This window comes from Colwellia sp. 75C3 (assembly GCF_002836255.1).
Lineage (GTDB): Bacteria > Pseudomonadota > Gammaproteobacteria > Enterobacterales > Alteromonadaceae > Colwellia.
The window spans coordinates 1-23,463 of record NZ_PJAU01000048.1 but is presented as its reverse complement, the minus strand read 5'-3'; the positions used below and the strand labels follow the sequence as shown (position 1 = coordinate 23,463).

21 protein-coding genes and 1 tRNA gene are annotated in these 23,463 nt (G+C 37.1%); 9 read left to right on the top strand and 13 right to left on the bottom strand.

Going from position 1 to position 23,463, the window contains the following annotated elements:
- The first annotated feature begins 315 nt into the window (after nucleotides 1-315).
- A complete protein-coding gene (nadB, locus tag CXF85_RS10475; protein ID WP_101228481.1) occupies nucleotides 316-1,917 on the top strand; it encodes an L-aspartate oxidase in 1,602 nt (533 codons plus the stop codon).
- A gap of 52 nt (nucleotides 1,918-1,969) precedes the next feature.
- On the opposite strand, the gene CXF85_RS10470 is transcribed toward nadB, so the two are convergent.
- Nucleotides 1,970-2,452 carry a hypothetical protein gene (locus CXF85_RS10470; protein ID WP_157829074.1) on the bottom strand — a complete coding sequence of 161 codons (483 nt, stop codon included), beginning with the start codon at nucleotides 2,450-2,452 and terminating at the stop codon, nucleotides 1,970-1,972.
- Complete coding sequence (locus tag CXF85_RS10465) at nucleotides 2,394-2,699, bottom strand: FAD assembly factor SdhE (protein WP_101228479.1); 306 nt, start codon at nucleotides 2,697-2,699, stop codon at nucleotides 2,394-2,396. Before CXF85_RS10465 ends, CXF85_RS10470 begins: the two co-directional genes overlap by 59 nt.
- 214 nt (nucleotides 2,700-2,913) lie before the next feature.
- Here CXF85_RS10465 and ygfZ point away from each other — a divergent pair, with 214 nt between their 5' ends.
- Nucleotides 2,914-3,888 carry a tRNA-modifying protein YgfZ gene (ygfZ, locus tag CXF85_RS10460; protein WP_101228478.1) on the top strand — a complete coding sequence of 325 codons (975 nt, stop codon included), beginning with the start codon at nucleotides 2,914-2,916 and terminating at the stop codon, nucleotides 3,886-3,888.
- Nucleotides 3,889-3,918: 30 nt separating this feature from the next.
- Nucleotides 3,919-4,407: an FKBP-type peptidyl-prolyl cis-trans isomerase gene (locus tag CXF85_RS10455; RefSeq protein WP_101228477.1), complete on the top strand. Its 489-nt coding sequence runs from the start codon at nucleotides 3,919-3,921 to the stop codon at nucleotides 4,405-4,407.
- A 127-nt stretch (nucleotides 4,408-4,534) separates the two neighbouring features.
- Here CXF85_RS10455 and recA read toward each other — a convergent pair whose 3' ends face one another.
- From recA to CXF85_RS10435, 3 genes are all read right to left on the bottom strand, one after another.
- Nucleotides 4,535-5,566 carry a recombinase RecA gene (gene recA / locus CXF85_RS10450; protein WP_101228476.1) on the bottom strand — a complete coding sequence of 344 codons (1,032 nt, stop codon included), beginning with the start codon at nucleotides 5,564-5,566 and terminating at the stop codon, nucleotides 4,535-4,537.
- Nucleotides 5,567-6,088: 522 nt separating this feature from the next.
- Nucleotides 6,089-8,305, bottom strand: coding sequence for a putative bifunctional diguanylate cyclase/phosphodiesterase (locus CXF85_RS10445; protein ID WP_157829073.1), 2,217 nt, complete (start codon nucleotides 8,303-8,305; stop codon nucleotides 6,089-6,091).
- Between the two features lie 84 nt (nucleotides 8,306-8,389).
- Nucleotides 8,390-9,286 (bottom strand): ArgP/LysG family DNA-binding transcriptional regulator, encoded by an 897-nt coding sequence (locus CXF85_RS10435; RefSeq protein WP_101228473.1) that lies wholly within the window; start codon nucleotides 9,284-9,286, stop codon nucleotides 8,390-8,392.
- A 122-nt stretch (nucleotides 9,287-9,408) separates the two neighbouring features.
- Between CXF85_RS10435 and CXF85_RS10430 the strand changes: the two genes are divergently transcribed.
- From CXF85_RS10430 to mutS, 3 genes are all read left to right on the top strand, one after another.
- The gene (locus CXF85_RS10430) at nucleotides 9,409-10,029 is read left to right on the top strand and encodes a LysE/ArgO family amino acid transporter (RefSeq protein ID WP_101228472.1); all 621 of its coding nucleotides are present in this window, start codon (nucleotides 9,409-9,411) and stop codon (nucleotides 10,027-10,029) included.
- Nucleotides 10,030-10,287: 258 nt separating this feature from the next.
- Nucleotides 10,288-10,866 carry a hypothetical protein gene (locus CXF85_RS10425; RefSeq protein WP_101228471.1) on the top strand — a complete coding sequence of 193 codons (579 nt, stop codon included), beginning with the start codon at nucleotides 10,288-10,290 and terminating at the stop codon, nucleotides 10,864-10,866.
- Nucleotides 10,867-11,167: 301 nt separating this feature from the next.
- Nucleotides 11,168-13,822 (top strand): DNA mismatch repair protein MutS, encoded by a 2,655-nt coding sequence (mutS, locus tag CXF85_RS10420; RefSeq protein ID WP_101228470.1) that lies wholly within the window; start codon nucleotides 11,168-11,170, stop codon nucleotides 13,820-13,822.
- Nucleotides 13,823-13,972: 150 nt separating this feature from the next.
- Here mutS and CXF85_RS10415 read toward each other — a convergent pair.
- From CXF85_RS10415 to CXF85_RS10390, 6 genes are all read right to left on the bottom strand, one after another.
- Nucleotides 13,973-14,048 (bottom strand) — tRNA-Phe (locus CXF85_RS10415).
- Nucleotides 14,049-14,199: 151 nt separating this feature from the next.
- Nucleotides 14,200-15,426 carry an erythromycin esterase family protein gene (locus CXF85_RS10410; protein ID WP_157829072.1) on the bottom strand — a complete coding sequence of 409 codons (1,227 nt, stop codon included), beginning with the start codon at nucleotides 15,424-15,426 and terminating at the stop codon, nucleotides 14,200-14,202.
- A gap of 116 nt (nucleotides 15,427-15,542) precedes the next feature.
- Complete coding sequence (locus CXF85_RS10405; RefSeq protein WP_101228468.1) at nucleotides 15,543-15,863, bottom strand: DUF1289 domain-containing protein; 321 nt, start codon at nucleotides 15,861-15,863, stop codon at nucleotides 15,543-15,545.
- Nucleotides 15,864-16,129: 266 nt separating this feature from the next.
- Nucleotides 16,130-17,659, bottom strand: coding sequence for a SulP family inorganic anion transporter (locus CXF85_RS10400; RefSeq protein ID WP_101228467.1), 1,530 nt, complete (start codon nucleotides 17,657-17,659; stop codon nucleotides 16,130-16,132).
- A 232-nt stretch (nucleotides 17,660-17,891) separates the two neighbouring features.
- Complete coding sequence (locus CXF85_RS10395; RefSeq protein ID WP_101228466.1) at nucleotides 17,892-18,560, bottom strand: GntR family transcriptional regulator; 669 nt, start codon at nucleotides 18,558-18,560, stop codon at nucleotides 17,892-17,894.
- Nucleotides 18,561-18,740: 180 nt separating this feature from the next.
- Nucleotides 18,741-19,790, bottom strand: coding sequence for a S1C family serine protease (locus CXF85_RS10390; RefSeq protein WP_101228465.1), 1,050 nt, complete (start codon nucleotides 19,788-19,790; stop codon nucleotides 18,741-18,743).
- A gap of 140 nt (nucleotides 19,791-19,930) precedes the next feature.
- Between CXF85_RS10390 and CXF85_RS10385 the strand changes: the two genes are divergently transcribed.
- Entirely contained in the window at nucleotides 19,931-20,293 is a 363-nt protein-coding gene (locus CXF85_RS10385) for a hypothetical protein (protein WP_101228464.1), read from the top strand.
- A gap of 65 nt (nucleotides 20,294-20,358) precedes the next feature.
- Here CXF85_RS10385 and trmB read toward each other — a convergent pair whose 3' ends face one another.
- Nucleotides 20,359-21,084 (bottom strand): tRNA (guanosine(46)-N7)-methyltransferase TrmB, encoded by a 726-nt coding sequence (gene trmB / locus CXF85_RS10380; RefSeq protein ID WP_101228463.1) that lies wholly within the window; start codon nucleotides 21,082-21,084, stop codon nucleotides 20,359-20,361.
- A 207-nt stretch (nucleotides 21,085-21,291) separates the two neighbouring features.
- Nucleotides 21,292-21,630 carry a YggL family protein gene (locus CXF85_RS10375; RefSeq protein WP_101228462.1) on the bottom strand — a complete coding sequence of 113 codons (339 nt, stop codon included), beginning with the start codon at nucleotides 21,628-21,630 and terminating at the stop codon, nucleotides 21,292-21,294.
- Between the two features lie 150 nt (nucleotides 21,631-21,780).
- Here CXF85_RS10375 and mutY point away from each other — a divergent pair, with 150 nt between their 5' ends.
- Together mutY and CXF85_RS10365 are read left to right on the top strand one after the other, a co-directional pair.
- Nucleotides 21,781-22,869, top strand: a complete 1,089-nt coding sequence (gene mutY / locus CXF85_RS10370; protein ID WP_101228461.1) for an A/G-specific adenine glycosylase — start codon at nucleotides 21,781-21,783, stop codon at nucleotides 22,867-22,869.
- Between the two features lie 109 nt (nucleotides 22,870-22,978).
- Nucleotides 22,979-23,251 carry an oxidative damage protection protein gene (locus tag CXF85_RS10365; RefSeq protein WP_101228460.1) on the top strand — a complete coding sequence of 91 codons (273 nt, stop codon included), beginning with the start codon at nucleotides 22,979-22,981 and terminating at the stop codon, nucleotides 23,249-23,251.
- The last annotated feature ends 212 nt before the right edge of the window (nucleotides 23,252-23,463 follow it).

Here is a 23,463-nt window from a genome sequence, read left to right as displayed (position 1 = left end):
ACAAACTCATAAAGTAAGACTAAGGTTTCTCAAAAAAGTTCTTTTTATTTTTGATTTTTTTTAATCTTTAGACTAGATGGCTTATCAAGCAATGATATTATTAATATCCAGAGTGTGATTCAACGCGAATTAAAGATTAATCAAACACTAACTAAACTTTAACTAAACATTAATTAAACGCTATTATCTGGCGGCTTATACCTATGTATTATAGAATACCTGCAACTTCTTTACTATATACCCTTATCACTTGAAGCTTTATCCTCATATGGTTTCGGTATTTATTCGCTTTTATAACCGAACTTAATCAAAAGTATGACTCAACAAAACAATTGTGATGTTTTAATCATTGGCAGTGGCGCTGCAGGCTTAACTTTGGCGTTGCATTTAGCTAAAAATGCTGATGTCGTCATTTTAAGTAAGGGGCCATTAAACGAAGGCTCAACTTTTTATGCCCAAGGCGGCATTGCTGCCGTATTTGATGAAAATGATAGTGTCGCCGCTCACGTCGAAGACACGATTATTGCCGGTGCCGGTCTATGTGACGAAGAGATTGTGCAATTTACCACTGAAAATGCAAAATCCTGTTTAGAGTGGTTAATAGGCCAAGGTGTTGTCTTTGATAAAGAGCAGAGTGATAAGGGAGAAACCCGCTATCACTTAACGCGCGAAGGTGGACATAGTCACCGTAGAATATTGCATGCCGCTGATGCAACAGGCCAAGCAATTCAGACAACTTTAGCCGATCAAGTAAAGCAGCATTCTCGTATTCGTATATTTGAGCGTTTTAATGCTATTGACTTAATTTGTCAGTCAAGTACGACAGGTAACAAACCAAAGAAATGTATTGGTGCCTATATTTGGAATAGAAATACTGAAAAAGTTGAAAGTATTTATGCCCAAAAAACTATTTTAGCCACTGGCGGTGCAAGCAAAGTTTATCAATACACTTCTAATCCGGATGTAGCCAGCGGTGATGGTATTGCTATGGCATGGCGAGCAGGTTGTCGAGTAGCAAATATGGAGTTTAATCAATTTCATCCTACTTGCTTATTTCACCCTTCTGCTGGGACCTTTCTGCTAACGGAAGCACTACGTGGTGAAGGCGCTAAATTAAGACGCCCTGATGGTAGTCGTTTTATGCCTGCTTTTGATGAACGCGCAGAGCTAGCACCGCGTGATATTGTCGCACGTGCTATTGATTATGAAATGAAGCGCTTAGGTGCAGATTGCATGTATCTAGATATTAGTCATAAGCCCAGCAGTTTTATCAAACAACACTTCCCAATGATTTATGAAAAAACTATGTCTTTGGGTATTGATATTACTAAGCAACCTATTCCTATCGTACCTGCTGCACATTATACCTGTGGTGGCGTCATGGTTGATAAACAGGGTAAGACCGATGTTAATCAGCTTTATGCTATTGGTGAAATGTCATACACCGGCTTGCACGGCGCAAATCGCTTAGCAAGTAATTCATTGCTTGAGTGCCTTGTTTTTGCTCGCGCTGCAGCCATCGAAATCAGTGAAACCTTGGTACAAGACAATCGTATCTTAACGCTTCCCCATTGGGATGACAGTCGCGTAACCGACTCTGATGAGGAGGTTGTTATTCAGCATAACTGGCATGAGCTTAGATTATTCATGTGGGATTATGTTGGCATTGTCCGAACAACTAAACGCCTAGAGCGTGCATTACATCGTGTTGAATTGCTACAACAAGAAATGGAAGATTATTATCAACACTTTAAAGTGAGTAATAACTTACTAGAGTTAAGAAACTTGGTACAAGTTGCAGAACTAATAATAAAATGTGCCATGGAACGAAAGGAAAGTAGAGGTTTACACTATACCCTGGATTATCCTGAGTTATTAACAACTGTTGAGCCAACAATACTGACGCCAACTTCATAAAATTGCTCAGCCAATAGTATTAATAAACAGAAAAAATAAAGAGATAGAGAAACTATTCTAATTGTTCTATCACCCTAGTAATACGGGAGTAATCTTGCTCATTCATACTATCCCTGAATATAAATAATTGTTTAGGGATTTTTTCAGATAGATTGGTGTGAGGGGGGAGAGATGGAACATCTTGTATCATAACTAACCAGCAGCCAATAAAGCTGAGTCGGCTATTCGCTAATAGTTGATAACTGACTTGCTTGTTATTAAACTCAATACTACCGGTATTCGTTAAAATTAGAGAGTTGGTGAAGGGATTTTTATTGCCAATTGATAAGAATAAACCAAGAGAAATAATGCCTACTACAGCGACGGTCTGAGCCAAGATATAATAAAAAGTAAAACTAACCAACATAACTAAGAAAATGAATATTCCTAAAGCGCTATAAACGGCTAGCTTATATCGAGACTCTCTTACATTAACATTATACTTTAACGCGTTTGAGTATAAATTGAACGATGGCGTTGAGCTCTGTATCTTCACAAACTTCATGCCCCATAAACCATGCAAATAACTCAGGATCTTGGCCGGTAAGTAAACGTTCAAAAGTGAACTGATCCTTCGTTGATAAGTCATCATATGCTTCATCAACAAATGGAATAAACAACATATCTAACTCTAACATACCGCGACGACATGCCCACTTTAAGCGAGCCTTGTTAACTTTTAAAAGATTAGCCGAGTTTTCATTATTTGTCACTGTGTTGCTTGAAGCTTCGTTACCTGACATAAGTACCCTTTATTGATTGATACCGTTAATCAATAGTGTTGATTAACGCAATTAATTTATACGCCGACATTGTACCAATAACTCTCTGGGCACAGCTATTAAAAACACTAATTATCACTAATATAATCCACCACACGAGTTGTTTTTACTATTTTCGCCCCTATCCTATAGTTATCCGTTAATATACAAGCATTGCTTCTTCATAGAGTTTATTATGACAATTACCACCAGTACACAATTACCATCTATAACACAGCTACCTGAGACCTACCTTATTGATCTTAGTGATTTCGGGGCAATTTCGTTATCTGGTGAAGAGCAAACTAGCTATTTACAAGGACAAGTAACCTGTGATGTTAACAATAGCACTGAATCAAACTTACTTGTCGGGGCTCACTGCGATGCTAAAGGAAAGGTTTTTTCCGTTTTTCGATTAATCAATCGCTCTTCTGCTCATTTATTATTGCAACCTAAAGCCAGTATAGAGAGTTCACTTAAAGAGCTGAAAAAGTTTGGTGTGTTCGCTAAAGTAACCATTGATGCTATTGAAGGTTTAAGTTTTATTGCTTTAGTTGGTGAACAAGCAAGTAGCTTGTTACAACAAGAATTCTCACAAGTTCCAGATAGCTTAAGTCCTGTTGTGCAAGTGGGTACAACTAGTTTAGTTTATCTTTGTGGTGAGCAGCCTAGATACATCATTATTGACGAGCAAGTGGCTATTAAATCCTTAATCCAGAAATTAGCTCTGCCAACCTATTCTCAAGCAGTATGGAATCTATTAGAAATAAGCCAAGGCTTTCCAATTTTAACCGCAAGCACTAGTGGTCATTACGTCCCACAGATGCTTAATTTACAAGCGATTAATGGCATAAGTTTCACTAAAGGCTGTTATCTAGGACAAGAAACCGTTGCCAGAATGCAATATTTAGGAAAAAACAAGAGAGCACTATTTTCCTTAACAGCTCAACTTGAACAACCTTTTCAATCCGATGATATCATCGAGAAACAACTGGGTGAAAATTGGCGTAAAGCAGGCGATATACTAGCTCATTACCAAGCCGATGATGGCAGTTGTGTTATACAAGCAATATTAGTTAACGATGGTGACTTACCGACAATGCGCATTGCTTCGCAAACTGAATCCGTAGTAACAGTTCAAACATTACCTTATACTCTTGCAGCTGAATAAGCACAAATTTTAAAATAATTAGGAAAAAAAATGAAAATAGCTAAAAACAATGTCGTTGTTATGCATTATGCCGTATCTGACAGCGAAGGCACTTTAATTGATAGCTCATACGAAGATAAGCCAATGGCAATTATTCAAGGTACTGGTTATTTAATCCCTGGCTTAGATGATGCTCTTATTGATCATGAAGCTGGCGATAAGTTTGAAGTTGCCGTCGCTTGTGAAGATGCTTACGGCGAACGACATGATGATTATGTTCAAACAGTTCCTAGAGAAGTACTTGCCGGTGTTGAAGATCTTTCTCTTGGTACTCAATTACGTGCAACAACTGATGATGGCGAGCAAACGGTCATTGTTATTGATGTACAAGAAGACGAGATTACCGTTGACGGTAATCACCCGCTTTCAGGTTTAGACTTAAGTTTTGATGTAGAGATTATTGAAGTACGTGAAGCCACAGCGGATGAGCTTGAACATGGTCATGTACATAGTGAAGGTGGTTGTGGACACGACCATTAGAAATTTTTGCTGACAAGTTTGTAGGGTTTTACAAACTAATCAGGCATAAAAAAACGTAACCTTACGTCTAAGGTTACGTTTTTTTTTACTAATTTTTATTAACTGTTAGTAATTAAATTAGTATTAACTATTCAGTTACTGCTGCTTCTTTTTTATCTTCAGTAACAACATCTTTTGATAAAAACATATCGCGTAATTTAGTATCAACATCTTTAGCCATGTCCGGATGTTCATCTAAATATTTCGCTGCATTTGCTTTACCTTGACCGATTCGTTCACCATTACAGCTATACCAAGCACCCGCTTTTTCTACAAAACCATGCTTAACGCCAAGTTCAATTAACTCACCTAAGTTGTTAATGCCTTCGCCGTATAAGATTTGGAATTCAGCTTGTTTAAACGGTGGAGCAATTTTGTTTTTAACTACTTTAACGCGTGTTTCATTACCAACAATTTCATCGCCGTTTTTAACTGCACCAATGCGACGGATATCTAAACGTACTGAAGCGTAGAATTTTAATGCATTACCACCAGTAGTAGTTTCTGGGCTACCGAACATAACACCAATTTTCATACGAATTTGGTTGATAAAAATAAGCATGGTATTAGATTTTTTCAAATTACCAGTAAGCTTACGCATCGCTTGTGACAACATACGTGCTTGTAAGCCCATATGTGAATCACCCATATCACCTTCAATCTCAGCTTTAGGTGTAAGTGCGGCAACAGAATCGACTACAATAACGTCGATAGCACCAGAACGCGTTAACATATCAACAATTTCTAATGCTTGCTCACCTGTATCAGGTTGAGATATTAATAATTCATTAATGTTAACACCTAATTTTTCAGCGTAAACAGGGTCAAGAGCATGCTCTGCATCAATAAAGGCACAAACTTTACCATTACGCTGTGCTTCAGCAATAACTTCTAACGTTAGCGTTGTTTTACCGCTAGATTCTGGACCATAAATTTCAACAACACGACCTAGTGGTAAACCACCAGCACCTAATGCGATATCTAAGCCTAATGAACCGGTAGAGATTGTTTCTACATCCATGGTGGTGTTATCACCAAGCTTCATTATTGAGCCTTTACCAAATTGGCGTTCAATTTGTGCTAAGGCTGCTGATAGTGCTTTATCTTTATCGTCTTTCATAGTTGCTCCGCGACTCTAAATCGCTAGTTCTTGTTTATGGTTTCGTTTAGATGAGACAAGTATACTGTATGGTCGTACAGTATCAAGCTTTTTATCAACTTTTTATTTATTTCTAAAAAAACTTAACTACTGGTACTTTTAATTGACTGATAATAAAGAATTATTTATCACTTTATATCTTTTTATTGTTTCACGCTAAAAAGTTACTATTTAATTATCATCGTTATTTAACAGCTTTTTTAATTTTTAATTTTTTCTACGTATTCTAGATTTAATTATCATAATAAGGAGGGCTCTCTCGTTGCTATAGTTAAACTGTTAAACAGTGCCTTCTTGATGCTTTAGGTAACTGGGTGGGGACATTTGGAGATCTTAAGATATTGCAACCCCCCGTTAACTAAACGGAAGCTTTGAAAGAAAGGAAATCATACCACTGACTAAGATAGTGGGTTTTATTTTAGCTTTGTTACTCATTAGGCCACCTAAAAGCTACTAGTAGAATTGAGAGACTCTATTAGCTCATTATTGGGTTACTTCATACCAAAGTTCAGGTTTATGGATATTATAGCCTTGCCCATAATCAATACCAATCTCGATAAGAATTTCTTCAATCACCGAATTTTCGACAAATTCAGCGATAGTTTTTTTATTCATCGCATCCGCAGTACGTTTAATATTTTCAACAAAAACTCGGTTGACCGGATTGGTATCGATATCTCGTACAAAAACGCCATCAATTTTTATTATGTCTACAGGAAGTTTTTGTAAATAGCTAAATGATGACAAACCACTACCAAAATCGTCTAATGAAAAACTACAACCAAAGTCTTTCATTTTATGAATAAAATATAAGGCAGAGTCTATATGACTAATAGCTGAAGTTTCCGTTACCTCAAAACAGATTCGTTTTGCTGACACTTGGTATTGTTCAAATAACTTAATTACCTGACTATAAATATCGCGGTCGGCTATAGTAACGCCAGATAAATTAATGCTGTAAGTTTTATTATCATCAGGCTGAGAAGCAAGCATTTTAAAAGTATGTTCAATGACCCACTGGTCTATTTGTCGGATCAGCCCGTATTTCTCTGCCGCTGGAATAAAGTGATTAGGTGGCACTAGCGCGCCCTGTGCATTTTTCATCCGAACAAGCACTTCGTAATGAGAGCTATGGATATTTTTTAGCGACTTAATCTCTTGTCGATATAACAAGAGACGATTTTCTTTTAAGCCTTCAGCAACATCATGTAAGACTTCCATTTCTTTCGCATGTAACACTAATTGCTCATCATCGCTTTGATAAACTTGTACTCTATTACGACCTTTTTCTTTCGCTAATCTAACCGCCTGACCTAATGATGAATACACTTGTTGCGCATCAAAAATAGAATGGTCCAAAATAATCACGCCAATACTGGCGGTGATATTGGTATCTTTTTCAAGTTCAGGAATACGAATCCCCTGTATTTCTAAGCGTAATTCATGGGCATAATCTTTAGCCTCGCTAAATAACATGACAGGTAATAACACGGCAAATTCATCATTACCTAATCGACTTACAATGGCATTATCAGGAAGGAAATTCTTCAGCCCTATTGATATTTGATGAAGAAATTTATCACCAATCGCATAACTCAGACTATTATTTATCACTTGAAATTTATCTAAGTCGATGTGCATTACAACACCAACTTGATCATTTACTAAAGTGTTAGCATTAATTGAGTTATGAGCGAGTAAACGATTAGCCTCAATATATTCCGATAACTGTCTATCAAAATTAACCCTATTCGCTAAACCTGTTAGTTGGTCATGGTTATCCACGTAAACTAATGTTTGTTCAACTTTCAGTTGTTTTTGTAAACTATGCTTTTTCTGGCGATAAAAAAGGTAAATAAATAGCGTTAGCAATCCCCATATGAGTATTGCCTTTATCAAACCTTGCCGATATAAATCGTTACTATATTCTGGAGATTGGCGGATAGCTAACTGCCAAAGGGTATGTGGAATGGGTTTGACAAAATTAAAAGAATTTAGCCCTTCCCCCAAAATTAATTCGTTGTAATTACTCTCACCTTTTTCAGTAGAAAGCTCAATTTCCCCAGGTAGATCCGATCGCATTAAAAAAAGTTGCTGATGCGGTAACTGATATTTTGTTAATATATCGGTCAAGATATCGGGATTAAAAGCGACAAAGAAAAAAGAATTTTCTCCTGAGGAAGTAGCTAATGGTTGCAGTAAATCAAAATGAATACTGCTTTTACTTCGGTGTAAAAATAATTTTTCTTGTACGCCATCGACAATAGTTGTCGCTATTTCATTTTCGCAATCAGGTAAAAAATTTCCCGTAATATGCTTTAAACTGCCTTGGCCATTCTGATCTATCAAAGCAAATAAACGGGTATTATCAATGTCATTTTTCAACGATGTTAATACCTGCATATATTCTTCTTTTGAAACCTCAATCCCTTTTTCTTCCAAATTTTCAATAGCATTGAGTTGTTTTTGTTGAAAAAGATCGATCTCTAAACGAAGATGAGTGAAATACTCTTGATAGTCAGAAAGGATACGATCCGTTACTGAGTCCATTAATGACTCTTGGTAACTGTGATGAATTTTATTGGCGGAAAACGATTGCGATATCAATAATATTAAAATTAAAAAACTCGTTAAAACAACCACAGCTTTTGACGTCTTTAATGCTTTGCTTTGCTGTTGTTGTAAAGATGAGTAATTCAAAAAACGTTCAAATAATAGATCGGGGAATCAAAACAATATAAACAGTCACTTTATTTAACGCAAGTACTATAAATATCCACAAGGTTAGTATGCTAGTTTTTCACGGCCTATATTAACGATTTGTTCGGAAATCTTTTTGTTAACGCCTTTTACTAGCACCCAACTATGCCAATACAAGGTCTCTACCAATTCATTATCCGGACATAGGTTTATTAATTGATCTGTAAGTAATTCGTGCTCTATTTGTAACTTAGGTAACAAACAATAAGCTACCCCCTGTTTAACTAATGCAACAAACGCTTCTGATGAGCGAACACTGTGGCAATAATATTCACTAGCCGCCAAACTAAAATGTTTTGCGATATAGCGAACGTGCATATCATCCTTATGATCATAACTTATCGCTGGCGCCATTTTTAATGAGCTTTGGTTCACACCTTCAGGAAAGTATTTTTTCGCAAAGCCTTCACTCGCGACTAAACAATACTCCATTTCACCTAACTTGAAAGAGCGATACCCCTTTAACGGCTTTTCAATAACGCTTACCGCGCCAATGGCCTGACCGCTTCGTAGCTTATCTAAAGTTCTCTCTTCATGTTCAATAATTAAATTTAATTCAACTAAGTGATTTTTAAGTACAGGAGTAATCGCATCGATAAACCAAGTGGCAATACTATCTGCGTTAACCGCTAAAGATATTTTCATCGGCTTTATTGGCTTATCCGGAGATAACAGTGGTACCAATTCATGTTCAAGTTGTTTCACTTTTTTAAAGTGACTGAGTAATTGTTCACCGGCTGGCGTTGCGACGATGGGTTGATTACGAATAAGAACCGGTTGGCCAACATGTTCCTCTAACGCTTTAATACGTTGAGATATTGCTGATTGCGAAATGAATAATTTTTGAGCTGCCAACTCAAAGCTCTGCAGCTCAATGACTTCGGACAGTGCAGCTAAAAGCTTATAATCAAAATTTGCCATATTTTATCAAAACCCCTCATAAGTTTTACTAATGATAGTTAATTATTATTAATTATATTTAAATAGTGAATTAATGCAAACTAGCGTTTATCAAATTCCCAGACAAATTATCGAGTACCATTATGAGCTTATTAGTTTTAGCAAAAGGTTTTACCCTTACATTAAGCATGATCATACCGATAGGCACACAAAACTCGATGCTGATAAACCAAGGTATTAATCAAAATCATCATAAAATGACCGCAGCTCTTTTTGTACTTTACGATGCTTTATTAATAAGTATGGGGGTACTTGGCGGAAGTATTTTACTATCCCGTAATGCCACTTTGTTCAACGTGCTCACTTGGGGCGGTATCTTGTTTTTAAGTGTCTATGGTTTAATGTCAATGAAGTCGGCTTTTGTACAAAGCAAGAATACAACTGATACGGTTTTGAAAAAGAAATCAGCAAAGATTATTTTCCTAACAACTTTAGCGGTTACTTTCTTAAATCCACATGCCTATATTGATACCGTTATGGTTATTGGTAGTGTTGGTGGTCAATATTCTGATGAAGTGAAAGTGTACTTTTTGATTGGCTGTGTTTTTGGATCATTAACATGGTTTAGTTGTTTAGCATTTGGAGCAGTAAAGCTTTCAAAACAATTAAGCAGACCAAAAGTAAAAATGACCATAGATATAATTATTGCCTTAGTTATGTGGTTAGTCGCTTGGTCACTATTTAATGCTTGGATGGCGAGATAATAAGTATTGTTGCAACCATTATTTATAATTAAGAAATGCTAATACTAAAATGTTAGCATTTTATCTAAAAATTTCTTTCACTACTCGGCTATCGGATTCATTAGCCTCCCTCTTATTATTAAAGGGCGAACCCTTCTCAGAAAAACTAACACCAAAAAACCTATAAAAAGCCTGCAACTCAATAGATTACTCCTATACTCAACTATATTTCTGTGAAGTAAAACCATACACCCCTCTATAGAAAGTAAAAGGAGCACCATGAGCACACTATCAGGTTCAACGGCATTACGTCCCGATCTAGATTGGAGTCAACTAAAAGAAACCGTATTAATGTTAAATCTTGCTGTCGCGCAAATTGACGGTTCAATGAACGAGGGTAATTCTTCAATTGAAACACTTTCGGCATCATTTACCGGACTGGCAACAAATTTAAGTGATATTCAGTCATCGATTTTACAAATGAAAGGTAAAAATGATGATGGCGATGCAGATAAACTGAAGCTGATTATTGAAGGTTCAACGACAACAGCATTAGATAAGGTGCATTCAGCAATTATTGCTTTTCAATTTTACGATAAATTAACCCAACGGCTTGACCATGTTAGTCAGAGCTTAGGCGCCTTAACAGCATTAATATCTGATCCCACTGCACTATATTCACCGGTAGAATGGCGAGCTTTACAAGAATCTATTCGAGCTAAATACACCATGAAAGAAGAGCGTAATATGTTTGATAAAGTTATCGCTGGCATGCCTATTGAAGAAGCGTTAGCTGATTTTAAACAAGCACTATTAGAACGAGTCGACTGCGAAGAAGATGAGATAGAATTATTTTAATCTTTACGCTTTAACGGGGCTTGCGCCCCTTTCTTCAAAACGGTCCTTGAATCACACAATCCAACCTCAGATTATTAATTTAAAACTCTCCCTGTTGTACAACTAAGCAGTTATTACTGTAGAATTAGCTTAACCATCTTGCTTCTATTTTGAAGGGTTGCCGCATTCTCAATGCCTTATTATGTAGAGATATACAAAAGCTACACTAGCCCTTCATAATAACCAAATTTTTTGATATAGACTGAAACAGCAAGCCCAATATATACGCTCGTACCAAAAAGAATAAGAGAATTAAAACAGTATGACTAAACCTTTAAAAGAAAGTGATTTCTCCTCGCACACCCCAATGATGCGCCAGTACTTAACCATTAAGGCTGAATTTCCACATATTTTGATTTTCTATCGCATGGGCGATTTCTATGAATTATTTTTTGATGATGCTAAAAAAGCTTCAGATTTATTAGATATTTCGCTTACTGCCCGCGGCAAAACAGGTGGGAACGCTATTCCAATGGCTGGGGTGCCTTATCATGCCGTTGAAAATTACTTAGCAAAGCTGGTCGCCTTAGGTGAGTCTGTCGCTATTTGTGAACAAATAGGTGACCCTGCTACCAGTAAAGGTCCGGTTGAACGTAAAGTTGTTCGTGTTATCACTCCGGGTACGGTAAGTGATGAAGCCCTATTAACAGATAAACAAGATAATTTAATTGTTGCCATCGTAGATAATCAATCGCCTAACGCCAAGCTAAAAACGAGCTCTGCACCTGCTTTTGGTCTTGCTTATTTGGATATGGCCAGTGGCCGATTTGTACTGACTGAGCCACAAACCAATGAACAACTTCAAGCTGAACTCCAACGTTTATCTCCTGCTGAACTACTTTATAGCGAATCGCTACAGGATTTTAGTTTAATAGAGAATAGAAAAGGTTTACGTCGTCGTCCTGAATGGGAGTTTGACCTTGATACGGCCGTTAGTTTATTGAATAAACAGTTCGATACTAAAGAATTAACCGGCTTTGGTGTTGATGATAAACCATTAGGTTTGGCTGCCGCAGGGTGTTTATTTCAATACGTTAAAGATACTCAACGTACCGCTCTTCCCCATATTCGTTCCATAATCAGTGAGTCTGCCAATAAAGGGGTAGTACTTGATGCGGCTACTAGACGTAACTTAGAACTAACCCAAAATTTACAAGGCGGTTTAGATAATACCCTTGCCGCTATTTTAGATAAATCGTCCACACCAATGGGATCGCGTTTACTGAAGCGCTGGTTACACTTTCCATTACGGGATTTAACTGTTCTTAATAACCGCCATAATACGGTAAGTGACATCATAGCCTTAGATCTAATCACACCAATTCAGCCATTATTAAAAGGCTTAGGCGATATTGAACGTATTGTCTCTAGAATAGCGTTAGGCTCTGCTCGACCTCGAGATTTTGCTCGCTTACGTCATGCGCTACAACAGTTGCCTGAGTTACAGGATGAGTTACAAAATGAGTCGCAAGGTGAATTTACAGAACTCCACACTAGCGATTCAGCTGCTAACTACTTAACGACCATTGCTCAACAAAGCCAGCCAATGCCTCAATTACAAGCTTTGCTGGAACATGCCATTATTGAAAATCCACCGGTGCTAATACGTGATGGTGGTGTTATCGCACCCGGTTATAATAGCGAACTCGATGTATTACGTGATTTAAGTGATGGCGCTACTCAATTTTTAGCACAGCTTGAGCAACGTGAAAAAGAGCGTACTGGCATACATTCATTGAAAGTTGGTTATAACAGAGTTCATGGTTTCTTTATCGAAATGAGTCGCACTGCTGCAGTTGATGCACCCGATGATTACATTCGTCGCCAAACATTAAAAAACAATGAACGTTTTATTACCGAAGAATTGAAACAACATGAAGAGAAAGTGCTGAGTGCTCAAAGTAAATTCTTAGCCTTAGAAAAAGTACTCTATCAGGAGTTATTCGATAAAGTATTACCTGATTTGGCACAACTACAGCAATTGAGCCAAGCCATTGCTGAACTTGATGTATTAACTACCTTTGCAGAGCGTGCATTAGCCCTAAATTATGTAAAGCCTAATTTAGTTGAAAAGCCAGGTATTAGTATTGATGCGGGTCGCCATGTTGTCGTTGAACAAATGACTCATGATGCATTTATCGCTAATCCAGTTTCGTTAACGCAACAGCGAAAAATGTTGATTATTACCGGACCAAACATGGGCGGTAAATCAACTTATATGCGTCAAACAGCTTTAATCGTATTGCTTGCTCATATCGGTTGTTATGTACCTGCTGACAGCGCAACGATAGGTTTGGTTGATAGAATATTTACCCGCATTGGTGCTTCCGATGATTTAGCCAGTGGTCGCTCAACCTTTATGGTTGAAATGACTGAAACTGCCAATATTTTACATAATGCTACTGATAAAAGTTTAGTACTGCTTGATGAGATTGGCCGCGGCACCAGTACTTACGATGGTTTATCACTAGCTTGGGCTTGTGCAGAAATGTTAGCACTTAAAACTAAGGCTTTTACCTTATTCGCTACGCATTACTTTGAGCTGACCATGCTTGCTGAGCAGATCCCAAGCTTAGCCAATGTTCACTTAGATGCCATGGAACATGACGATAACATCGTTTTTATGCACGCAATACAAGAAGGTGCTGCCAGTAAGAGTTTTGGCTTGCAAGTAGCGCAATTAGCCGGCGTACCCAAAATGGTGATCAAGCGTGCTAAACAAAAATTAAGTGAACTTGAGCAACAGCAAACACCAACGTTACTTTCTACAACAGCTGCACCTAGTGATGCCTTTGAGCAACTTACTTTTGCCTCAAATGAGCATCCTGCACTAACAACGCTTATCGACACCGATGTTAATGAGTTAAGCCCGAGACAGGCGTTAGATTTATTGTTCGCTTTAAAAGAGCAATTGTAGGAATCTAATAACAAAAGTAATTGAGTTAAAAACACTCAATTACTTTTGATTTACAGGCATCAATTAACTAATAAATAGTTTAATTAAAGTTAGCCATGCAGAAACGAAAAAAGCCTCAACATTAATAGTGTTGAGGCTTTTGTCTTTTTATGGTGCCCCGACCCGGATTTGAACCAGGGACACGAGGATTTTCAATCCTCTGCTCTACCAACTGAGCTATCGGGGCAATCTTTATAAAGCAGAACTCTCTAAAGAGAGCGTATAATATAGTGAAGTTTTGGTGCAAGCAACCGTTTTATAATAATAATTTACTTAAAATCTAATTTAATACATTACGGTTAAATAAGTGTTCAATTATTAAACTTAAACATACATTTTTATTGTTGATAAGTTGCTGGTGTTATTTTTTTTAAGATAAACATGCCATCCCAATAGGTTGCCCATTCACTAGCCGCGAGTATCTCTTTATAGTCATTACTAAAAACGTGCATCTCACCGCCTTGAAAGGATAAACCTTTATTTTCAATATAACTAATTGGCGAGGATTTAGTTTGACTGAATAACTGTTCTACTGAATTATGCTTTGGTTTAGCTACTTCTTCATTTGTTAAATCAATATAACTTAGATATTGGCCTTTTTCACCGCTAAAGTGCACCATGTAATAAGCATCACCAAAGGCATCACTAACCACTTTCCCGGCATTAATTTGGTTATTACCCTCTTTAGTCAAATGCCATGTATGCGCCCAAACAATAATTTTCTTATCTGGGTATTGTTCAGCCCACCACTTAATATTTTCACCCATTTGCTGGCTACGGTTATCACCCAACTGCCATTGCCTTTTTGCTTGCGCGGCTAAGCCTTTTGAAATACGAAACCAAAAGCCATTCTCGTGCTGTTCAAAGTTACTTGCTAATTTATCAAGTTGAGTAAAAAATAATTTTTCTTGTTCTGATGACAAGCGTTCCCTTGAACCATCAAGTACTTGTTGAATTTGCGATGAAAAGACTAGCCACTGTGAGCTGTTCACCCAAGCTTTATCAATTGTTTGTTGTGCTTTAGTTAAGTCAGTAACAAGGCCGGTTAATGAGATGCCTCCCGTATGTTGACTATCGAAACCTACCATCATCAACGGGTTATCAGTATTAAGCTGTTCATTAACATAATCAAATAAAGGCGTAACCTCTTTACTATTGGCATACATATAAAAAATATTGCCCGGCGCTAATGCTTTTATTGATTGCCCATTTTTCGCTTGTTGAACTATCTCACGCACATCATACATGCCACTTTCCAATATGAATAAATCGAAACCATGGTGCTTATGTAAGTATTTTATCAAATCCGTTTTCAGGGTAAAAACATTACCTGCGCCATGAGTTTGTTCACCTAAAGCTAAAATCCTAACATTTTCGATCTTTTTAGCAAATTCAGCTAAACCGCGACTATCAATATGTCCTGAGTTATCGACATTAATGGCTAGATGATTATCTATAAGCTGATGGCTAAGATGGGTGTCTATCGGGATATTTAAATGACTTGGCTCATAACTGCAAGCAGTTAAAACTATGACATAAATATAGACGAGGCTTATTAAACGCATTAATTTCATCCTTGATAATTGTAGTATTCTATAGGTGGTAACAGATAGAACGGACTAAGAATAATACACTGAATTTCAATAGATTATTAATGATATCGATAGTAGAAAAATGAATATTATAGTTCAAAATCACTAAAATCTAAGTCGATGTCTGGTGCTGTATTAGTACTACTTGGGATATCTAGTAAAGATGGCTGCATATCAGCTTCAAGTTCAGCGGTGATAACTGCTTTTTCTTGCTTGGGATTATGCTGATTTTGTTTACGTTTTTTTCGTTGAACGCAGAGTTTTATAACTTTTTGTTTTTTATCATTATTAAATTCTTTCCAGTTTTGTCTTTCATCACGGGAGCGCATGCAACCTAGACAATGACCTTTATCATCAGACTGACACATGCCAATACAAGGGCTAGGAACATCAAAAAATTCTAATTGCATTTACCCCTCCCTAATACCAGTTTCAATAAATGATTGCCCACTTGTGCTTGTTAAAATACTCCAAGTCCGCGTTACTCTCAATCACAATCGCCAGCTATTATTCAATAGGGTGCCTTGCCCTAATTTATTTTATCTACGCACAAAAAGTGCACAAACTTAATGAGACTGATATAAAAAAAACAAAAAAAATGCGCTGTAAGTTAAGTATAACTTATCAACGCACTTTTTATAACAGCTAGCTTAGCTAGATGATTTTAAAGCTAATTTTATGCTAACTTATCACTGACGATATGATAATCAGGATCTTCAATGATATTAAGCTCAACTAATTTATCTGCCTTGTCTAACAGCTCTTTACACTCTTTATTTAAGTGCTTCAGATGCATAGCCTTATTGCGTGATAAATAACGTTCAGCCAAGGTATCAATAGCTTCAATAGCTGAATGGTCGACAACACGTGCATTTTTAAATTCAACAATGACATCATCACTGTCTTCTTCTGGCGTAAACTGCTCAAGGAAGTTTGCAATGGAACCAAAAAATATTGGTCCACTTACTTCATATACAGTTGAACCATCTTCATTAACACTACGTTTAACTATAATATGTTTTGCGTGTTCCCATGCAAAAACTAATGCAGATACAATAACACCAACAATAACGGCGACAGCCAGATCTGAATAAACAGTAACTCCTGATACCAGTATAATTACAAAGGCATCAGCTTTAGGTACTTTGCCTAAAATACGCAGACTAGACCATTCAAAAGTGCCAATAACAACGATAAACATAACCCCAACCAATGCAGCTAGAGGAATTTGCTCAATTAAGCCAGAAGCAAATAAGATAAAACCTAATAAGGCCAATGCTGCAGTAATACCTGATGCTCTACCACGACCGCCGGAGTTTACGTTGATCATCGATTGACCGATCATCGCACAACCACCCATACCGCCGAAAAATCCAGTAGCAGTGTTAGCTGCACCCTGTGCAATACATTCTTTATTACTGCGTCCACGAGTCCCCGTTAATTCATCAATTAAGGTTAGTGTTAATAACGATTCAATAAGACCTATTGCTGCAAGAACTAAAGCAAAAGGAAGAATGATTTTAAAAGTTTCAAAGGTGAAAGGTACATCTGGAACAGAAAATGTAGGTAAACCGCCTGCAATCGAAGCAGCATCACCAACAAGTTTAGTATCAAGGCCGGTAGCAAAAACGAGTAATGAAACACCTACAATTGCAATAAGAGTAGAAGGTACTGCTTTAGTCAGTTTAGGGAAAAAGTGTATTATTGCCATAGTCAAAAGAATCAAACCAGCCATAGTAAACAATGGCGTACCTTGCATCCATTCAAGCTCACCGGCAGCATTAGTTACTTTAAATTGCCCTAATTGCGCTAAGAAGATAACGATAGCTAAACCATTAACAAAACCTAGCATTACTGGATGTGGTACTAGGCGAATAAACTTACCTAATTTGAATATTCCCGCCATAATTTGCAGTAAGCCCGTGAGCACCACAGTGGCAAATAGGTATTCAACACCATGAATGGCAACTAAACTAACCATTACTACAGCCATAGCACCTGTAGCACCTGAAATCATTCCCGGACGACCACCAAAAATAGCCGTTATTAAACCGACCATAAACGCCGCATATAAACCAACTAAGGGTTCAACACCGGCAACAAAGGCAAAAGCTACGGCTTCAGGTACCAGTGCTAACGCAACTGTTAGACCTGATAACACATCATTTTTCAAGTTGGACACTTTACTGGCGTGTAATTCAAACATTTTTATCTCATTGAGTTTATCGCTAATAGTTAACCTTTTAGGTCAAATCTTTGGCGAATACGAATTGGCGAACTGTTTTATTTATACTTAATTAACATTAAGCATAGACAAAAATAAGCAAGTTTACTGTGGTTTTGAGGGGCGTGAATACTATAGAGATGGAGAGAAAAAGTCAATATTTGCTTACTTTTACAACATAAGTAAGCAAATAAATTTTCAGCTAAGAGCTAAGTTAAATATTAGCTGCTTCGCGTTGCTCTAAAAAGGCTTTTATTTCATCTCTAGAGCTTAGGATATGGTGTTTCAATACGCCAACAGCTGCGTCTATATCACCAGTTTTACAAAAGGCTAGTAGCTGGTTGTGCTCAGGTCCTGCTTTAGAAATACCGCCGGCCCACAATAAGTGCATACGAATATATCTATCCGCATTTTTATTTAGCGTGTTCACTAAATCTTGCGTTTGTGGTCTATTCGCCGCTGAATATAGGCAGTTGTGATAACGAGAGTTAAGTTCACTCCAGGTATTTGCTGCATTTTCCTTACCCAGTGCTTTATCTAACTGCGCTAAAATATCAGTTGCCTCAGCTAATTTCTCGCTGGTTAACAAGGGTAATGAAGCGGCTAGTAAATTCCCTTCAAGCATTGCTCGTAATTCAAAAAGTTCCGCTACATGCTTAGCGCTAAGCTCGGTTACTGTAGCACCTTTATGTGGTTCAAAGACAACTAGACCTTCACCTTCCAGCTGAAGCAAAGCTTCTCTTACTGGAATACGGCTGACATTTAATTCGGTCGCTAACGCCGCTTGACGAAGTGATTCACCCGCTTTCAATTCACCGCTAAGGATTTTCTCTCTAAGAGTTTCAACCACTAACTGCGTTCTTGTTTTATATACTATATTCATAAAATGCTTCCGAACAATATTAGCAATCATTATAAGGAGTCATTTATATAACACCATTAAAAAATGTACTTTTACCGTTTAAGTTATCTAAAAAAAGACAGATAGGCTATCTGCTATTTTATTTTAGCTATTTTGAATAAACATCATAGCTTATTATTTGCGACAACTACTAAATAGGTATTATTCAACTATCCAGTAAGTTTCTTTCATTTCGCCATTGCGTAAATATTTAAAGGTAACTCTATCGCCTTTTTCAAAGCTAGCAAGATGTTTCTTAATTTGCATTGCTGAGGCCAAATCAATGATAGCACGACCACCGACTTCTAGCAGTATATCACCACCAAGTAAAATAGGACTACGACCCATTACAACACTAAGAGTACCACCTTTAAAGCCAAGTTTATCTGCTAAAGTACCCGGTATAACATGTTGAATTAACATACCATGACCTGCGGTATTGTTAATTGCGTAAGACTGTTTTTTATTAAGTAAAAGTGGAATAAAGCCAGAAAATGTACCGGGACCGCTATCAATAATATGGCGAACAGTATCAACTGAAACAACAAACCCTAAACCATTGCTGCCACCACTTTTAGATAATATGTGGCTAACAATACCAACAATCTCACCATTAAGGTTAAACATTGGACCGCCAGAATTACCTTGATTAATTGAGGCATCCGTTTGCAATAAGCGTGGTATTAGGCTTCTTCCAGGTATTGCTTTACCGTCACGAATACCACTTAAATAACCGACAGATAAACTATGGCTAACACCAAAAGGTGCACCAATTATAATAACTTGCTCACCAATTTGGTAATCGTTAGCCTCAGCTAACTTTAATGGCTTTGCTGTACTAGGCACTTCGCCTGCTTGAATCATAGCCAAATCAATAAGAGGTTCTATCCAAACAACATGACCGGTTGTTTTAGTGCCATCGGCAAACTCAACTTCGATTGATGTCGCTTTATCAACAACATGTGCCGCGGTTAAAATACGTCCTTCGCTACTAACTAAAGCACCTGAGCCCAATGAATTTGACATTTTTTCTTTATAAGCCACTTGACCGACTTGCGGATCAGCTAATGATTGTACATGCAATTCGACTACTGAAGGATTAACTTTCTTATATAGGGTTTGAATTGAATTTTCTTTTACTTTATATGCTTGTGTTGGTGTTGCGCATCCACTTAAGAAGAAAACACTAAGAATTAGAAAAACTCTGCTCATTGATAAAAATCCGACTGTCATTAAATTAATAACAGTGTAACGAACTGTTATCTTTTTATCATTACTTTTATGCACTTGTATAGATAAATAATCAAGTTAAGGTGCTATGATAATCGTGAGTATTAAAATAGGAATATTACATGGAAATTATCGCCACACTGGCGTTACTGTCATTAATTTGGTTGTTTTGGCAATTAGTTAAAGCAAAAAGATTTACGCGCTTTAAACAACAAATTGATACTGAGTTAAAAGATAAAGTCATTGCTAAGATCATTGAAGAATTAGCACTAACTCGTAGTGAAAAGTTTCCAAATAATGATTGCCACCAAGCAGCAACATTAGTTTATTGGACCCAATATAAAAGCCGTATATTACATGCAGCTTTAGCACGTGAAATTATTGACCAACAATGGTTAATAGACAGCGGAAATTTACGTAACGCTCAACATTTATTTTTCATTGAACGTCAATTTTTACCCTCACCTAGCCAAAGCAAAGCTTAAGCAAGCCAAAACTAACTTGGCTAAACTAACTTGACTAGATGAAGTACAAAGGTTTAACGGAAAAGTTAAGCCTTTTTAGCAAACTGTAAATCCCAAACACCATGACCTAAATTCTGCCCACGGTTTTCAAATTTAGTTAACGGACGAGAATCTGGACGTGGCACATAATCACTTGTTTCAGACAAGTTATTATAACCTGGAGCACTTTGCATATCTTCTAACATACATTCCGCGTAGTTTTCCCAGTCAGTCGCCATATGGAATACACCATCAACTTTTAACTTTTGTCTGATAGTTTCTACAAATTCTGCAGAAACAATTCGGCGCTTATGATGCTTTTTCTTATGCCATGGATCAGGGAAAAACAACTGTACGGTTGTTAACGTGCCGTCAGGAATGCAGTCGGCTAAAATCTCGATAGCATCGTGTTCATAAACTTTTAGATTGCTAACACTTTCTTCAACTGCAGAGGAAATACAAGCGCCAACACCAGGTTTGTGAACTTCAATACCAATAAAATTTAGTTCTGGTGCTGCTTTAGCCATTTCAACTAAAGATTTACCCATACCAAAACCAATCTCTAAAACCACAGGGTTATCATTGGTAAATAATGCTTTAGTATCAATAACGCCATCACTATGGTTTAAGCCCATATTTTTCCAATGATCGTTAATCGCTCGTTCTTGATTTTTTGTTAACCTGCCTTCGCGTTTAACAAAGCTACGTACCTTACGAATGTACTTACCTTCTTGCTCGGCTTGTTCTATGGTTTTATGTGTTTTTTCAGTCATATTGGATCTTTTACTAATATTTGTTCAATTATATTCAGCAAGCATTATAGATAGTGCTGCATAAGTAGTTCTTCGACTTCATTATTCTAAATAAATGGATTTTAGACAAAGCCGTCAAGTTATTCAGTGCCAGCGCTTATGGAACATAAGTAATGGTAATGAATAACGCCGACAATGCCGTATAAAAGTCATTTATGACGAATAAATTTATTCAGCCCACCAAACATCGTACAAATCGCTAACAGCTACTGAAGTAGCGCCATTATCAGTTAACCATTTTTCAACAGTGCTGCGATTCTCATCTGTACAAGAACCTAATTTCTGAGTGCAAATAAGACCATGCCATAAAGTATCACCTTCACCGCCAAAACCTAGGCCATTTGGCTGGATAGCTTCTGCAAAAAACTTATTGATAAAAGCATCAAGTTCTTCGCCATTTATGCCATCTTTTAATTTCCAAGCAATATCGAAGCCTAATTCCTGAAACTCATCAACACGTAATTTTTTACGGATACGAGTACTACGGTTTTTTGCGTCAATTTTCATTATAAAGCCTTATATTTTTCTTCATGCTTTAGTTAGTTTCAAGCTGAACTAAGCGAATCGAATTTTAAAGGCGGGATTATATACCCGTTAGCACCAAGATGCGAATTTGCCTATTTGAGCTCGACAACTTATTTAGTTACACTGCGCGCTATGAATAATCCTATAGTACTATCAGCCAACTCGGCTGAACAATTTGGTCAGCAAGTCGTTAGCTGGTATCACCAACAAGGTAGGAAGCACTTACCTTGGCAACAAAATAAAACCTCATATCGTGTGTGGATTTCAGAAATAATGTTACAACAAACCCAAGTTGCAACAGTTATTCCTTACTATCAACGTTTTATGGCAAGTTTTCCAACAATTACTGACTTAGCCAATGCCGATGAAGATGTAGTTTTGCATCATTGGACTGGTCTTGGGTATTACGCGCGAGCGCGTAATTTACATAAATCAGCTAAAATAATGGTCAATGATTATGATGGTCAATTTCCTATTGAGATTGAACAAGTTATCGCTTTACCTGGCATAGGTCGCTCAACCGCTGGCGCTATTTTAAGTTTATCGCTAAACCAGCATCATCCTATTTTAGACGGTAACGTTAAACGTGTATTAGCACGCAGCTATCTTATTGAAGGCTATAATGGCTTGAGCAAGTTCGATAAAGCATTATGGCAATTAAGCGAACAATTAACCCCTGCTATAGAAACTGACAGCTTCAACCAAGCAATGATGGACCTTGGCGCAACAGTTTGTACTCGCAGTAAACCAAACTGCGAGCTTTGTCCTGTTGAGCAGAGCTGCTTGGCCAAAGCTGGTGATCAACAAATGAATTTTCCTCAGAAAAAACCTAAAAAGAAAATTCCTGAGAAGAAAACCATCATGGTAATCCCTCGACTAAAAAACGAACGCTGTGATAGGGTATTAATGGAGAAGCGGCCACCTGTTGGTATTTGGGGAGGATTATGGTGTTTTCATGAAATTGATGAACTCACTGAAATTGATGGCTTAATGACTAACTTATCCTTAAAAGCACTTTCATCACAAACCTTAACGGAATTTAGGCATACTTTTAGTCACTTTCATTTAGATATCACTCCTGTGATAGTAGACTGCCAGCAACTTGATTCAGTAAATATAAACGAACCTGATCAGCAAAAGTGGTATGATTTACACCAAGAATTAAGTGTCGGCTTAGCGGCCTCGACACAAAAACTACTTACTTTACTTAGAGACTATTGATCTTTCATATTTAAATTTGTTCACATTAAATTTTTTCATATAAAATAAAAGTAAAGTTCAACAGCCTAAACTAATTAACTACTACCTAATATAGATAAGAGAAACCATTATGAGTCGCACAGTATTTTGTCAAAATTTAAACAAAGAAGCCGAAGGTTTAGGTTTCCAACTCTACCCTGGTGAAATCGGTAAACGCATTTTTGATAATATTTGTAAAGAAGCTTGGGGTATTTGGCAAAAGAAGCAAACCATGCTGATAAACGAAAAAAAAATGAATATGATGAATGCTGACGATCGTGCTTTTTTAGAAACTGCCATGGTTGCCTACCTTTTTGAAGGTAAAGAGCCTGAAATTGAAGGTTACGTTCCTCCGACTAAATAATCACATTTAACAGCTACACTGGTTTTCCCTGGTTATTTTATAACTCGTTAATGCTTACAAAAGGCACACTAAAAAAAGATGTGCTGTAAAAACCAGCAAACAAACACTTTTTATAAAAAACATAGCAAAAAAGAGTTGACGGGATAAAGGAAAAACAGTTTAATACGCCCCGTCTTAACGAGGTAACGAATACAGCCAAGTTAAGCATGTTT

What these genes read in the sequence shown, in the direction of transcription:
- nadB (WP_101228481.1), top strand. Translation starts at nt 316, where the DNA reads ATGACTCAACAAAACAATTGTGATGTTTTAATCATTGGCAGTGGCGCT.
- CXF85_RS10465 (WP_101228479.1), bottom strand. Translation starts at nt 2,699, where the DNA reads ATGTCAGGTAACGAAGCTTCAAGCAACACAGTGACAAATAATGAAAAC.
- ygfZ (WP_101228478.1), top strand. Translation starts at nt 2,914, where the DNA reads ATGACAATTACCACCAGTACACAATTACCATCTATAACACAGCTACCT.
- CXF85_RS10455 (WP_101228477.1), top strand. Translation starts at nt 3,919, where the DNA reads ATGAAAATAGCTAAAAACAATGTCGTTGTTATGCATTATGCCGTATCT.
- recA (WP_101228476.1), bottom strand. Translation starts at nt 5,566, where the DNA reads ATGAAAGACGATAAAGATAAAGCACTATCAGCAGCCTTAGCACAAATT.
- CXF85_RS10435 (WP_101228473.1), bottom strand. Translation starts at nt 9,286, where the DNA reads ATGGCAAATTTTGATTATAAGCTTTTAGCTGCACTGTCCGAAGTCATT.
- CXF85_RS10430 (WP_101228472.1), top strand. Translation starts at nt 9,409, where the DNA reads ATGAGCTTATTAGTTTTAGCAAAAGGTTTTACCCTTACATTAAGCATG.
- CXF85_RS10425 (WP_101228471.1), top strand. Translation starts at nt 10,288, where the DNA reads ATGAGCACACTATCAGGTTCAACGGCATTACGTCCCGATCTAGATTGG.
- mutS (WP_101228470.1), top strand. Translation starts at nt 11,168, where the DNA reads ATGACTAAACCTTTAAAAGAAAGTGATTTCTCCTCGCACACCCCAATG.
- CXF85_RS10410 (WP_157829072.1), bottom strand. Translation starts at nt 15,426, where the DNA reads ATGCGTTTAATAAGCCTCGTCTATATTTATGTCATAGTTTTAACTGCT.
- CXF85_RS10405 (WP_101228468.1), bottom strand. Translation starts at nt 15,863, where the DNA reads ATGCAATTAGAATTTTTTGATGTTCCTAGCCCTTGTATTGGCATGTGT.
- CXF85_RS10400 (WP_101228467.1), bottom strand. Translation starts at nt 17,659, where the DNA reads ATGTTTGAATTACACGCCAGTAAAGTGTCCAACTTGAAAAATGATGTG.
- CXF85_RS10395 (WP_101228466.1), bottom strand. Translation starts at nt 18,560, where the DNA reads ATGAATATAGTATATAAAACAAGAACGCAGTTAGTGGTTGAAACTCTT.
- CXF85_RS10390 (WP_101228465.1), bottom strand. Translation starts at nt 19,790, where the DNA reads ATGAGCAGAGTTTTTCTAATTCTTAGTGTTTTCTTCTTAAGTGGATGC.
- CXF85_RS10385 (WP_101228464.1), top strand. Translation starts at nt 19,931, where the DNA reads ATGGAAATTATCGCCACACTGGCGTTACTGTCATTAATTTGGTTGTTT.
- trmB (WP_101228463.1), bottom strand. Translation starts at nt 21,084, where the DNA reads ATGACTGAAAAAACACATAAAACCATAGAACAAGCCGAGCAAGAAGGT.
- CXF85_RS10375 (WP_101228462.1), bottom strand. Translation starts at nt 21,630, where the DNA reads ATGAAAATTGACGCAAAAAACCGTAGTACTCGTATCCGTAAAAAATTA.
- mutY (WP_101228461.1), top strand. Translation starts at nt 21,781, where the DNA reads ATGAATAATCCTATAGTACTATCAGCCAACTCGGCTGAACAATTTGGT.
- CXF85_RS10365 (WP_101228460.1), top strand. Translation starts at nt 22,979, where the DNA reads ATGAGTCGCACAGTATTTTGTCAAAATTTAAACAAAGAAGCCGAAGGT.